This is a genomic window from Mesorhizobium sp. M0678 (genome assembly GCF_040320505.1).
GTDB lineage: Bacteria > Pseudomonadota > Alphaproteobacteria > Rhizobiales > Rhizobiaceae > Mesorhizobium.
Window position 1 is genome coordinate 101,576 of sequence record NZ_JAMYPT010000016.1, and the last position, 12,398, is coordinate 113,973.

Here is a 12,398-nt window from a genome sequence, read left to right on the forward strand (position 1 = left end):
ATTTAGACCAACTATGCGGATGCCGCCTCAGTCAATTCAAGAATGTAACCAATGCCGCGCATGGTCGTGATACGTGGCGTTGCACCTGACCTACTCAGGTGTCCACGTAAGCGATAGATTCCGACTTCAAGCGCGTTGGCAGATACCTCGTCGTTGAACGAATAGAGGTGATCTTCCAACTGCGCACGAGGCACGATGCGGCCTGCACGGATAAGCAGATGCTCTAAAATACATAGTTCGCGGCGTGCGATCTTCAGAGGATGACCCGAGACGGAAACCTGTCGGCCGATCGGATCGAAATTGAGATTGCCAAATACAACGATGGGGTCGGTCACCTGTGTCGACCGGCGCAGAATGGCTCTCATTCTGGCGATGAGCTCATCGAAAGAGACGGGCTTGAGCAGAAAGTCGTCCGCGCCACCGTTGAAAATTGCAATCCGCTTCTCGAGATCGTTGATGCTACTCATAATGAGGGTTGGAACTGAATGCCCGTTGCTCCTTAGCTGTCTCAGCCAGCCCAAGCCATCGCCATCTGGCAGAGCCAACTCCAGCAGGAGAATTTCATAGGTTGCGCAACAAAATGCCCTCGACGCCTGTTCCAGGTTGCCAACTACATCAACGGCAAAACCGCTATCCCCGAGCGCAACTCGCACAGCGCGCGTAAGATCCACATGATGATCAATGAGCAGCGTTCGCATTTCACGTCCTATCAAGGTCGGACAGGTCACCGTCCGCTGTAAGACCGGGGCGACAGCGGAAGTCGCGCAACTCTTCGTAGTGTTCGTAACGCTCTTTCCGATGGGTGATCGCGGGAGCATGCAAGCCGCACGCCTGCAATAGTCGGGGATGGAACACGTGAAGACCTGTTGACGGGCTGAAACCGTCGGTCGGCCAGCCCACAATGCCACCGACTCTGCCTGCGATTTCTCTGCGCATCGATCCTCCTATGAGTTGCGTCGCAAACTCCAGCTGAGGTCGCAAGGCAGGTTGCGGCTTTGTTCATTGAGAGGACCCCCTGGAGGCAATACCAGGAGGATTCCCTATATGGCACTTCCCGATTTACCACCGGTCATTCCGAACCACGTTCGGCGGCTTTGAAGACACTCATTGAGCGCGGCTAGGTAAATCAAGGGTACGACCTGCCGGGTGTCGATGCCGCTTTTGAAGCAGGCATCGGCACCAGCTCGGTGAGCGTCGCCCGCGCAATTCAGCGGACGCGCTCGATACACCAGTCGAATCGTGCCGCAACTTGCCGCGCCGACAGGGCGCCCGAAGACTTCAGACTTGTGACCGAAGGTCTACGCCCAGTCCTCCTCCCATTATCCACCTCCCTCAAATCAAAGTGGACGTTCAATCTGAACAAATTACGCCATCGTATCACAAACGACTTACCGATCCCCGACGTGCTCTAGCCTTAGTGCTTGTTAAGAAGGTCGGCTACTGTCTCTCCGCGTCGCCGGGCATCGGCGGCGAGCCACACCTCCCCCACCTCATACACGTCGCCGTGGGTACTGAACGGCACAATGACGTCAATGGCAGCCGACAGCAGGTCAAGAAGCGTGTGGTCTTCCACAGCAGCTCCTTGCGGGCTGCTCTTGACGAGTGAAAAGAGCTTTTTAAAGCCTTGGACCGGATCCGCCCCATGAATCGTTGATATTGATCCCGCATGGCCGGAGACGACTTCGCTAAGGTAGGCCCAAGCAGCATCATCGCGCATCTCGCCAAGCAATATTCGATCAGGGCGCATGCGCAAGCTGGCTTGCAACAGTTGCTCGGCTGTCACCGCACCTACGCTTGCTCGGTCCTTCGGATAGAGTAACCGGACATGGTTCTCGTGCGGGATTGCAAGTTCGAGCGTGTCCTCGATACTTATCAGCCTCTCTTGCGGGGGTATAGCGTTGATCAAAGTCTTGCTCATTGTCGTTTTGCCGCTTCCAGTAGGTCCGCAAAGCAGCATCGTGAGCCGCCCGCAAACGCATGCTCGCAAAAATTGCTCCAAGTCACCATGGTCGTAGTGCTGAAGAATCGTTTCGTCCTGCCGCTCTTGGCGCTCCTTTCGTGACCGCCATTGATTCCAACGCGAGTATTCGTAGCGAGAAGAAACTTCCTTGAGTTCGGTCACACGACTTGAGGGACGCCGTATCGTCAGGCTTATTGTTCCTGAGGGAACAGCGGGCGGCAAACAGATCTGCAGCCGCTCTCCGTTCGGCAGCTCAGTCGCACAGAGGGGGCTTTGCGGTCCGACATCTTGCTTGCGCAGCGCTCCAGCGAGGATCGCGATGTCCTCCAGATCGTCATAAGATAGCGGTAGCGGATGTTTCGTGAAAACGCCGGCCTGTCGGACAAAGGCTTCCCCAGGCCGGTTGATAGCGACCTCTTCGGTCCTTGGCTCCTCAAGCCATTTCAAAACAGGGTTGAGAAGCAAACGCAATTGAGGGTCAGCCTCCGGTCGCATTGTTGTCTCTCCGGCGTTGGCGATGTTGGGGGGCTGGCGCCACGGCGATCGGTCTAAGATCGTATACATCTGAGAAATCGAGGTCCCGAGCCACAAAGATCGATACAGCATCTCCCTGGTTTTTCTTCAGAGTTGGCGGAACGTTGATCGTTGCTCTAAGGGTCGTGTCAACGGCTTGTCCGGCGTTGCTCTGGAAGCTGTTGATGCCGCTTCCTCCACCTGAGCTGCCAGCGTATTGACCGGCGGCCTGAAACGCGCCTTGAATGACGCTCATGAGCATTGCTCCGCCAAAGCGCTGCCAGAAGTGATTATCCACCGTGCCAGGCATTCCGGAGCGGCCGAGCTCGTCAGCGCCCGGCGACGCTAGCGAAACGAGGGCATGGTCAGGCGTTTCGATGCGCGTCCACAGCACGAAGACACGCGCATCCCCCTGTTGGAGACCACGCTGGATCTCGCCAATCACGGTCGTCCCGCGATCCAAAAGCACCACGTTGTTGGTGGCGCCGCGGACGTCTTTAGGTAAGACGCACTTCACATAACCCGGTAAATTTGTGTCGACTGCCGTTTGCAAAATGCAGGGAATTATCGTTCCTTGGGTAATCACGAGATCAGGGTGCGGCAAAAGTGTGGCCCGGCTTGGCTCCTGTATATCTGGCTTCAATCGCCCCGTCAGATCGCCAGCGTCTGAAATCTCATGCGAGGTCGCGGGAGCATCCCTATGGTTGTCTTCGCTCCGCTGACCGTCGTTGGGCATTTGACCGCTGCCACTGTAGGCGAAAATTGGTGTTTCCTCCGGCGGCGGATCAGCTGGCGCCGGAGGCGGCGTGGATGGCGCAGGATCTCCTGCCTGCGCCGCCTGTACGGGTGCTGGAGCTTCGGGAGCAATCTCAATCGGCACGGGGCGGAATGGCTCGGCGTCGGCGACAATTGGAGGTTTTGGCTGAGTTGGCTCGTCTTGTGTGCTGGGACGACCGCCGAGCCAGATGAGCGATAGAGATGAGATGAGAACAAGAGCAGCGACGGCCAACTTCTGCAATCCCGAAACATGCCGGCGGGCCGGCTCCGAGACCATCGATCCTGAGGCATGGACATCATGTCCCGACTGTGGGCCGGTTTCATTCATCGGCCGGGCCTTTCAAAACGCGCCACACGTCGGGTGTCACTGTACCGGTCCCTGGCGCTCGTCCCACAGGGTCATAAGCCCTGTTGAAAATGGACAAGACCGTATTGCCATCTCTCAGACGCCATTCCCGGGCGACTGCGGATACTTCAACATAGTCTCCTTTGACCGTGTAATTGGCAGCGGCTTCCTTGCCGTCGGGATTGATAATGTAGAGGGAGGGTATGCGGGAATTGCTTGCGAAGCCAAATACGGTGGTAAAGCCATTATCGAAAACTTCCAGCGGCGCCAGCGATCGATCGCCCTTTGCGACGTAGTGAAAATTGCTTTCGTCCGGACTGGTAGTTGCGGCGGGCCGATTCAACAAATCCTGAACTCTCTCGTCGCGCAGCACTTTCGCCCGGGCCTGACCAAGAATCGAGCGCCTTTCTGCGTCCTTTCTCTGAGCAGCAGCCTGATCAGCAGGATAGGTGAACTGCACACTGTAGTATAGGTCAGGTTGCTGCTCATCGAGTTTTGGCATCGCTCTCGTTGAAATACTGAAGACGTATCTCCGTGTACCGGACTCACTCTCGGCCAGCACGATGACCGGCTGCGGCGGGAGCATCCGGCTAGCCTTAAAAAAGAGATAGTTGGCGCGCGGGAGCGCAGCCAGGTCTTTGCTATTGGAAACGGCCACGGCTGCGACTGTCTCGTTGGCCGCGAATGTGACAACCAGCGTTGCCCCCACTGCGGTAGACAGGCGCACCACTTCGTCAGGACGGTAAGCCAGGTAGCGCATGCGCGCATCATGCTTGCCGGCAAGTGGTGTGTCTTCCGCGGACGCTTCCATCGTTAAGAAGAGTGAACAGACCAGCGCGAGAAACGCTCTTTTTGTCATGGCTGCACATAGCCCAGGTTCGATACGCTATCTTCCGAGCTTTGATAGGAAGTGACGAGTAGACCTCCCGGATTGGTGAGCCTCGATTGCCCAGGCAGACCCGTCAAGCGCTCGTAGCGGATGGTAGCTGTCCAGGTGGTCACTATCGGCATCTGCCCATCGACAACAAGCGTACGTTTGTAACGGATCTGTTGAACGTCCGGACTGATGTCGTTTGAAGAAATATGCCCGACCTCGAGCTTGCCGCGTTTGCCGACCGTGACTTGCGGCGAGGTGGGATTCGGATAGTTGAAGAAATCTTGATATTGCTGTCGCACAGCCGGCGCGCTGAAACTGGATACGAGGTCATAGGCGTATTGGGCTGTATCTGCTGTGTACCCCTCGCGCAGGCGTACATATTCCCACAGCGAAGCATTTATGACGGCTCGGTCTTGGGTTGCCGGCAGTCGAGAGACTGACACTTCGCTGTCGACGGTCCCATCCGGCCGGACCCAGAGGAACACAGGTACGAGCTTGGCCAACGGGACCATGGCAGCAATGGTAAATGCCTGGGCAACATTTCCTAGGACCGCCGCTGCGGCAAAGGCTATCAGGGCCTTTGACAGGCGCCGCGCAGACTTCGCTCGTGAAGTTTGAAACGCTTCCACCTTCTTATAGTGGGCGGCTAGCGTTTCTCTCTCCACCAGAAGGGCATGTTCAGGAACTTTCACTTTGGCTCTTCCGCGCATTCGACCTGAAGATCCTCAGGGGTGGTTTCCCATTGTCCCACGTTCAGTTGGAATGGGGCACCCGCGCATGTCGCAAGCCCATGGCTCGTCTTGCAGGCGGCCAAAGCGAGGATTGACAGAAGTAGGCAATATTTCATGTTTTTGGCACCGAGCTTGTCGATTGATTAACCACCCGCCGTTTTGGCAAAGTGGCGATTGAGGCTGTTAAGAGGTCGGTTCGCACCTCCCCAAGAGCCGCCGGCGATGCTGCTGGCGATCGTCGGAAGCGCGACGATCAGAGCGTCACCAGCTAGGAAAAGCATGTCGAGCTCGTAAAGCCCGATGATCTTGGCTGCTGTCGTGCCCGAGAATTTGATCATCAAAAGCATGGCTGCCAGCGAGACTGCTTCGGCAGCGATTACTATCGTTGCAACGATGTTGAGGAGGAGAAGCAGCAGCCCGTACGAGAGCAGTTGGCCGATCCATCTGGTGGCTATGTCTCGAGTGTGATCAAAAAGGTAGCCTACAAGGACCAGGGGGCCGATCGTCAAGAGCACCTTCGTCAGAATTCCAACGGCATCGTAGATCTCGAACGCTGTCCACAGCGCGCCGTAGAAAATCCATTGCGCTCCCTCGAAAGCAAGTATGTCCTGGCCGTTCATAGGCCCAATTTCGGAAGCAATCAGCTGAAAGACATACTGGCTTGAAGCAAACATGAGATCGAGCTTCTGGGGGATTCCGATGAAGGGCAAGTCGCTGCCACTGATGTCGTGAGCCAACCTCGGAATCGTGTCGTCGAAGAGCGCTTCAATGTACTGCTGATAGTTGGCCTGCCCTAAGATAAGGGCAACGACAATCGACACCATGATTACGCGCGAGATACCCCCGCGCGCATCGACTTGACCACGCATGACCAGACAGCCTTGGATTATTATCCAGAGCGTGACACACGCAACCAGAGGCGCACTGACCGCCTCTTGGATGTTTTCAAGCACTTTGTGCAGCCCGGACGTGAAGGCCCCATGAAAGATCGTGTGTATAGTCGTGAATGGCGCGGGAATTTTGAAATTCATGGCGTGAGCCTGATGTGTCCCTGATCAGCGCAGCTTAGCAGGATGAACTCTGTGTGGTTTACGGGAGGATGCTAAACATATTAGCGGTGTCCTGATGTTCGCGACGCTGCGTGGCGGCCTCCTCCACGGCGTGAAGGCTCCCTTGTGCAGTGGCCATTGTCAGCAGACTCGTGGCCTGGACATTTTGGATCATCGCATCGTGAATCTGCTTGAGGACCAGACCGTTGGTCACGGTGGCCTGCATAATATTTCCCGAGCGGGAAAGCTGACCAAGCGTGCCGGCGTTATCCTTAAGGCGCTTGTCCATCATGCCCAAAGTGTCGGCTGCAATAGCTGCGGCATTGGCGGCCCCGGCGATTTGTCCCTGTAACAGTTTCGCTTCTGAATCGGTGCCGTTGACTATCCGATTTGGGTCCTTCGCAATGTTACGGGCCATAATCGAAGCTGGCGCCCGAGCATCAAACATCTGCTCCTCCAGCTTATTGCTCGACGGGTAGTGATTTCCTTGGTTCAGTGAGCTTAGCAGTCCCGTGACAGCGAATGACGACGTTAGAATTGTCACCATTTCAATCGTGGTAGCGAGCGTCTCGATTGACCTCTCAAGGATCGCCGCATTGGAAAGCGCTGTTAAGGTCGCTTGTGTTTCTGTTACAGGGTCGCTGACGATAAATTGCGAACGGGCCTGTCCGTGAAGCAGAAGGGAAGCAGCAAGGGTCGTTACTGCAAGTTTGGCAAATTTCATGAATATTCCTCCGTCAGTCTTGAACTTCGTGGTACCGGGCCATGAACTTGTCGAGCCACCCACTTGGGGCGTCTCCGTGCTGGTTACGAAGCTGGTCGGCAAAGCGCACTGTGTTGGCCCGCCCCGAGAGTACGGCTACGTACTCGCGCATCTGCCCAAGATCGAATTCGCAAACAATACTCCCGCTATCGCGCTTGAGCAAAAACTTGCGGCTGCCGATTGCCATTCCCTGGCGGATTGCCTCGAACTCCTGCGCAGTGCACTTCAAGCCATCGACATACGCAGAGCGGTCCGCCGTCGGTGATGGGTAGAAAATTTTCGTCATACATTGCGCAACGAGACTAGCTCCGAGAGGCGATTCCAGAACGTGTTCAGGCTGCTGCGTTGCGAGTATCAACATGCCGTTGTTTTTGCGGACCGTGAGCAAGAACTTGTCGATAACGGCCGAGAATTGGGGGTTTAGTAGATAGAATCGAAATTCGTCGCAGCTCATGACGAACCGACGACCATCGACGATAGCGCCCACTCGATGCAGAAGGTATGCGGCGGCCGGTGCACAGACCTCCTCATATTCCAGGAGCTGCGTCATGTCGAAGCCCGTAATGGAGGCATCCAGCCTTACTTCGTCCACGTCGCCGTCAAAAGCCCATCCAAGCGCCCCCCCTCTACACCACCGCTGCAGCCGTGCTCCTGCGCCCTCGGAGGGGCTGTGCAATAGGAATTCGCGCAGGCCCGCAAGTGAGCGCATAGGGGGTTCGAACGAAAGCTGACGAACAATGCCGCGTTCCAGCCGACGGCTTTCCTCCGGCGAGATCGGACCACGGCCGTCACTCTCGATCAGGGCCATCAACCACTCGCGTAGAAAGTCTCGCGAGGCGGAGGTGTTGTCCAGTCCACGCAGAGGGGCCAAGCCGCTCGGAGCGCCTCTGCGCAACGCAAGATATGTCCCTCCCGTGGCTCGCACCAGCAGTTCACCACCCCGATCCTTGTCGAAGAAGACGATCGCACCATTGCGATCGACCAGGCTTTGCTCAAGCATCGCGAGGACAAAGGTCATCAGCGTCGTCTTGCCTTTGCCAACGGGCCCGAATATTGCCGTCATGCCGACGTCATTCTCATGGGGGATGTAGTCGAAAGAAGTTCCACCGTTTGTGCGAAAGCGCGCAACAGCATTGCCCCAGTGGCCGGAACTGGAACCGCTTGGGAAGTTCTCAAATGAGACGAGCCCGGCAAAATTGTGTGAGGTGATCGCCCCCGGGCGCGTGCGCCACCTGTTGTTCCCCGGAAGTTGGGACCAATATGCGGCCTCCATGCCGATGCCCTCTTGGACGATAACGGCGCCCGCGTCGGCCAGCCGTGCGCGGGCACTTGCTGCGCGATCTGCAAGGGTATTGAGGCTGTCGGCATAGACGCACAGGCTCAGATGATGCGAACCCATCACGAATTCGTTGCTTGCCAGTGCGTCCTCTGCCTCGGCAAGTTCATTGATCTGGGTGAGGGCCTTGTCGCCGGCACTCGTCATCTGGCTGGACTTAAGGCTTAGTTTGGCATGAGCTTGTGGGCGAGTGAGGAAGGAAAAGCTCTGGCTCAGGACAAGCGGGAAGTTGGCGGACAGCAAGGAATTTAGCATGCCCGGCCGCGTCGTCGCCGGATATTCACGGAACGAAAACAATGATCCGACGGAGCTATCCCCGGGCCTTCGAATCTCAAGCGCCCGCTTCCCGCAGATGACCTGGTCAGTGTAGATCGAGGCGCCAAGTGAGCCGGTAACCATCGGAACCGGAAGAAACCGGCAAGTCATCATGAGCCGAAGCGCCTCGCCGATTTCCGTGAAGAGCACGTTGCCTTTCTCTCGAATGCCCAACCGGCGCAGACCGTAACCGCCGAGTGCGCCAGCAATGATGTGCCAGAGGTCTTCCAGGCTCCGCATTTGGGTGGCTAGATCGTGCTCATTCCGTCTGCGGGACTTGGCAATCCGCAAGCCGATCTTGCCGATTGCGGTGCGGGGGGACACGATCAAAGTGAGGAAGTGATCGTTGCGAAAGAGCTTTCCCGACAGCACACGACGCTCGTAGGCCTCGCTCAGACTGCCAGCGAATGCACTTTGAAACTGGCGCGGCGCCGGCGCCGGCACATCGTTGTGTCTCACAAGATGAGCGTATATCGAGACATTGTCGTCGGCGATGTTGCGCAAGAGAGTGTTGAACGCGCGGCAGCGCGAGTTGCGCATCTCAGTGTCTTCCAAATCAAAGGGCAGACCGTTCACATGTGCCATGGCCATGATCGATCCGTCTTCCAGAATGACAACCTGATCGCTTACGTGACCAACATACGGAAGGTAGATCTCGCCAGACCTCTCGGTCCGGCCGCTGGCGCCGAACATTACACCATTCCTCTTCCGCGTTTCGGCACTCTGATCGGATTGGCGCTGACGCTTGCGCCTCCCCAGACCGGCCCGTCCACGCTTCTGCCGGCCGTCTGCAAATAGAGCAGCACGACGCTTGCCGCGTTATAGTCACGCTCAACAACCAGCCGTGCTCCGAACCAGAGTGGCGCGAGAACGATTTCGTAAAGCGGGTTCTGAAGGATAATGATAACAAGCCCAGCCAACATCATGAGCAATCCGGCCAGCGTCAGCGGCACCCCCAGAAACAGTGCGGGGCGCGTCGCCGCCACATAGAGGGTGCTCACTTCCAACCGGTCGCTCATCAGCCACCGCCTATGAGCGCCTTGCCCAGGAAGCTGGCCCCGAACATGATGACGATCCCTCCAACGACACCCGCAACCAGGCCAAGTGAAGCACGACCGAACATCCAAGAGATACCGATGGCTACGAGCCCGAGCACGGCCAGTGATTGTCCAAAGGGGCCAAGTATGAACGTGCAGATATTCTGGACCATCTTGGCAGGATCCGTCCCTCCGGTCACCTGAGCCGCGGCTGGCCCGCTGTAGAAGACCGTCCACGCCGCGCCTGCAGCAGCGGCCGGTACATATTCAGCCGCTATGCGCAGCATGGAAAAAGGCGAAGGAACACGCGTTTTAAGCGCACGAAGTATCTTGAGTGGCGTCATCATTGCATCTCCATGTTTCAATCGAATACGAGTTTGTTCGGGTTCGAGGGTTCCCGTGCTTTCGCAGCCTGGCTACCTGTCGGATCGGAGGGATCGGCCCCGGAGCGGTCTGGCTGATACGAGCCCCAGATGTCCCAAGAATCTTGGTTGGGCTGCTTCTTTCTATTGGCCTGTTGGCTCTGCTGGAGCAGAGGCGGCACGGCTTTCCGACCGGGTGCCTCAAGGTGCGGCACATCTCGAGCAGTCGGCTCCAGCGTTCTCTCAAGGAGACTTGAGATGTCCTTTGCGGCCGACTCGACCTTGCGTACATAACCGTTGGCGAAGCCATGCGTGACGTCGCCCGTGTTATAGGCCGAGATGGCACGGCGAAGCGCCAGTTGCTGTGCCACAGCAGTGGTGCCGCCGGCATACCGGCTTTCAAGCAAGTGGGCGGCAGCCGAAAGCGAGGCGCAGGGCTCGAAAGCCCTTTCCGGCGTGAGATTGAGCATGGCAAAGTTCTTGCTGTTTATCTGCATCAATCCAACATCGACAGAATGTTGTGCTTCGAGGCGTTCCTTGATGCCCCGCGTGGCTTCCAGGTGGTCTATCCAGCGAAGCTGCTCACCTGTGGTGTTGTCATGAGCCACCAGCGTTTCAAAGCCACTTTCAATCTTGGCAATCGCGGCGAGGGTGGACGGCGCAACCCAGGGGGCGCATTTGCGCGACAGGCTGCGGAACTCACGCGGAGAAAGTGGCGCGGGCTCGGCTGGGAGTGACATGGATGTCATCAGGACGATGGCCAGCGGCCAAGCTGCAATAAACATTCCCTATCACCTACCTTTCCAAGCCGCCGGACGGGTTCTGGCCCTGTCCGGCACGCGCTTATCGGGGAGGTTTGTTACTGTGTGATGTTCAAGTTCAGCTTTTCGGTTTCAATTGAAGCAAAGACCGTGTTCGTATCAGCGTGGGTGAGCATCTTGCGCATGCGTGGGTGGCGCGGGCCCGATCAGCCAGCGACATCCGGAGCATCTTGGTACAATGACTCCTGTACAGGATTGCTCGTCCCGGCCGTCCGTTGCTCCTGGAGTGTGGGCCGCGACTTTGGCGTCATGGATGGTACTTCTGTCAGCGCCAAGCCAAGGACAAAATGGGGAGCTTGGCGGGCTTGTTCAGGCTCGGGATCACCGTGGGGAATCGACTAAGGCGATAAAGCGGCCCAACTTTGCCGGTATGCTGCCGGTCCTTAAAGAGCAGCCATGCGCGGCCCTGCACACTCAGATCATTGCTTGAGACGCGAGCTCGTCCGTGAAGCTGGCTCGAAGGCGCAAATCCGCGGCGGCGAGGGTCAACTGGGAAGACGTGGCGGCGCAGCCCATCCTGGTGCGAGCCTCGTTCAGCTGTTCGGCCGCCGCCGCCAAAGGGTGGATCATGCACAGTCCCATCGGCAGATAACCGCACGTCCTTGACGGAGTCCGACGGCGCAATGGACAAGCATAGTGACACGCTCAAGATGGAGGAGTTGCAGTAACTGAGAAATGTTAGCCCGGACGTTCACCGCAACCGGCGACCTGCCGGTCGCCGAACAGCATTTGAGGCCGCCGGCCACCTTGGACGAAGCCGGCTTGGCAGGAGACACACTATTTTGCACAAGGCCGCTGCAGCGAATCACGGTCTTCTTCCGCCGACCGCCTCTCCGATCAAGCCAAACGCCGCGCTGCTCAACCATGTCCGAGCTGGATCCACGAGCCGGAGGATATCGAGATGATCCAGGTCCGCAAACTCCAGGATGACCAGGATGCAACGGCATAGCAGGAAACTTGGCATCCATGAGGTCGAACTTGAGTGATATTGGCAGGCCTGCACCAACGGGGGAGCTCGAAGCGAAAAAGCGAAGGACCACACGGCAGGGTCATGTCGGCGCTTGGACCTGTCTGGTGGCCACGGGCTGCCTTGGTGCGGTCAATTCGCTGGGGATGAAAAGAACAGGACGAGCACGGCCTCACATTGGCCGCACGCAACGGCGAGTGGTATCAAGGAGCAGCTGTTCTGGGTCGGTGCCCCAGGGTTGCTCGGCAACAGGTTTAGACAAGGGGATTCAAGATTGAAGGTGCGCCGTTGAAACATGTTCTTGTCATTGACGATGATGCCGCAATGCGGCGCCTCATCGCCGAGTATCTCACGATGCATGCCCTGAAGGTAACCGCAGTCCACGATAGCAAGCAGTTTGACTATGTTCTTTCACGTGAGCCAGTCGATCTCGTGGTTGTCGACCTTAACCTAGGCCGGGAGGATGGACTTGCGATCGTCCGCAATCTGGCGACAAAATCGGATGTTCCTATCATAGTGATCAGCGGCGACCGGCTTGATGAGG

Annotated in this window: 12 protein-coding genes and 1 pseudogene; 1 reads left to right on the top strand and 12 read right to left on the bottom strand. The window is 57.4% G+C overall.

The window, feature by feature from the left end; translation table 11 throughout:
- Positions 1 to 11: 11 nt before the first annotated feature.
- The 12 genes from NKI29_RS24500 to NKI29_RS24555 form a co-directional block, all read right to left on the bottom strand.
- Positions 12 to 698 (bottom strand): response regulator, encoded by a 687-nt coding sequence (locus NKI29_RS24500; protein ID WP_023679590.1) that lies wholly within the window; start codon positions 696 to 698, stop codon positions 12 to 14.
- Between the two features lie 716 nt (positions 699 to 1,414).
- Positions 1,415 to 2,455 carry a P-type DNA transfer ATPase VirB11 gene (gene virB11 / locus NKI29_RS24505; protein WP_023673699.1) on the bottom strand — a complete coding sequence of 347 codons (1,041 nt, stop codon included), beginning with the start codon at positions 2,453 to 2,455 and terminating at the stop codon, positions 1,415 to 1,417.
- Entirely contained in the window at positions 2,439 to 3,578 is a 1,140-nt protein-coding gene (gene virB10, locus NKI29_RS24510; protein WP_023679589.1) for a type IV secretion system protein VirB10, read from the bottom strand. Before virB10 ends, virB11 begins: the two co-directional genes overlap by 17 nt.
- Entirely contained in the window at positions 3,571 to 4,455 is an 885-nt protein-coding gene (locus NKI29_RS24515; RefSeq protein WP_352784719.1) for a TrbG/VirB9 family P-type conjugative transfer protein, read from the bottom strand. Before NKI29_RS24515 ends, virB10 begins: the two co-directional genes overlap by 8 nt.
- Complete coding sequence (locus tag NKI29_RS24520) at positions 4,452 to 5,165, bottom strand: type IV secretion system protein VirB8 (protein ID WP_023679587.1); 714 nt, start codon at positions 5,163 to 5,165, stop codon at positions 4,452 to 4,454. Before NKI29_RS24520 ends, NKI29_RS24515 begins: the two co-directional genes overlap by 4 nt.
- Positions 5,162 to 5,320, bottom strand: coding sequence for a type IV secretion system lipoprotein VirB7 (locus NKI29_RS24525; RefSeq protein ID WP_081731114.1), 159 nt, complete (start codon positions 5,318 to 5,320; stop codon positions 5,162 to 5,164). Before NKI29_RS24525 ends, NKI29_RS24520 begins: the two co-directional genes overlap by 4 nt.
- A 27-nt stretch (positions 5,321 to 5,347) precedes the next feature.
- Entirely contained in the window at positions 5,348 to 6,235 is an 888-nt protein-coding gene (locus NKI29_RS24530) for a type IV secretion system protein (protein ID WP_023679586.1), read from the bottom strand.
- A gap of 58 nt (positions 6,236 to 6,293) precedes the next feature.
- Positions 6,294 to 6,977, bottom strand: coding sequence for a TrbJ/VirB5 family protein (locus tag NKI29_RS24535; protein WP_023673704.1), 684 nt, complete (start codon positions 6,975 to 6,977; stop codon positions 6,294 to 6,296).
- 13 nt (positions 6,978 to 6,990) lie between these two features.
- The gene (gene virB4, locus NKI29_RS24540) at positions 6,991 to 9,360 is read right to left on the bottom strand and encodes a type IV secretion/conjugal transfer ATPase VirB4 (protein WP_023679585.1); all 2,370 of its coding nucleotides are present in this window, start codon (positions 9,358 to 9,360) and stop codon (positions 6,991 to 6,993) included.
- Positions 9,360 to 9,686 carry a type IV secretion system protein VirB3 gene (locus NKI29_RS24545; RefSeq protein WP_023679584.1) on the bottom strand — a complete coding sequence of 109 codons (327 nt, stop codon included), beginning with the start codon at positions 9,684 to 9,686 and terminating at the stop codon, positions 9,360 to 9,362. The genes virB4 and NKI29_RS24545 overlap by 1 nt, the downstream gene beginning before the upstream one ends.
- Positions 9,686 to 9,991 (bottom strand): pilin major subunit VirB2, encoded by a 306-nt coding sequence (gene virB2 / locus NKI29_RS24550; RefSeq protein ID WP_245274807.1) that lies wholly within the window; start codon positions 9,989 to 9,991, stop codon positions 9,686 to 9,688. Before virB2 ends, NKI29_RS24545 begins: the two co-directional genes overlap by 1 nt.
- 74 nt (positions 9,992 to 10,065) lie before the next feature.
- Positions 10,066 to 10,851, bottom strand: a complete 786-nt coding sequence (locus tag NKI29_RS24555; RefSeq protein ID WP_023673708.1) for a type IV secretion system lytic transglycosylase VirB1 — start codon at positions 10,849 to 10,851, stop codon at positions 10,066 to 10,068.
- A 1,291-nt stretch (positions 10,852 to 12,142) separates the two neighbouring features.
- Here NKI29_RS24555 and virG point away from each other — a divergent pair.
- Positions 12,143 to 12,398: pseudogene (gene virG / locus NKI29_RS24560) on the top strand (two-component system response regulator VirG); the annotation flags it as partial.

What these genes read in the sequence shown, in the direction of transcription:
- NKI29_RS24545 (WP_023679584.1), bottom strand. Translation starts at nt 9,686, where the DNA reads ATGAGCGACCGGTTGGAAGTGAGCACCCTCTATGTGGCGGCGACGCGC.
- NKI29_RS24555 (WP_023673708.1), bottom strand. Translation starts at nt 10,851, where the DNA reads ATGTTTATTGCAGCTTGGCCGCTGGCCATCGTCCTGATGACATCCATG.
- virB11 (WP_023673699.1), bottom strand. Translation starts at nt 2,455, where the DNA reads ATGCGACCGGAGGCTGACCCTCAATTGCGTTTGCTTCTCAACCCTGTT.
- NKI29_RS24525 (WP_081731114.1), bottom strand. Translation starts at nt 5,320, where the DNA reads ATGAAATATTGCCTACTTCTGTCAATCCTCGCTTTGGCCGCCTGCAAG.
- virB4 (WP_023679585.1), bottom strand. Translation starts at nt 9,360, where the DNA reads ATGTTCGGCGCCAGCGGCCGGACCGAGAGGTCTGGCGAGATCTACCTT.
- virB2 (WP_245274807.1), bottom strand. Translation starts at nt 9,991, where the DNA reads ATGCTGCGCATAGCGGCTGAATATGTACCGGCCGCTGCTGCAGGCGCG.
- NKI29_RS24530 (WP_023679586.1), bottom strand. Translation starts at nt 6,235, where the DNA reads ATGAATTTCAAAATTCCCGCGCCATTCACGACTATACACACGATCTTT.
- NKI29_RS24535 (WP_023673704.1), bottom strand. Translation starts at nt 6,977, where the DNA reads ATGAAATTTGCCAAACTTGCAGTAACGACCCTTGCTGCTTCCCTTCTG.
- NKI29_RS24500 (WP_023679590.1), bottom strand. Translation starts at nt 698, where the DNA reads ATGCGAACGCTGCTCATTGATCATCATGTGGATCTTACGCGCGCTGTG.
- NKI29_RS24515 (WP_352784719.1), bottom strand. Translation starts at nt 4,455, where the DNA reads ATGACAAAAAGAGCGTTTCTCGCGCTGGTCTGTTCACTCTTCTTAACG.
- virB10 (WP_023679589.1), bottom strand. Translation starts at nt 3,578, where the DNA reads ATGAATGAAACCGGCCCACAGTCGGGACATGATGTCCATGCCTCAGGA.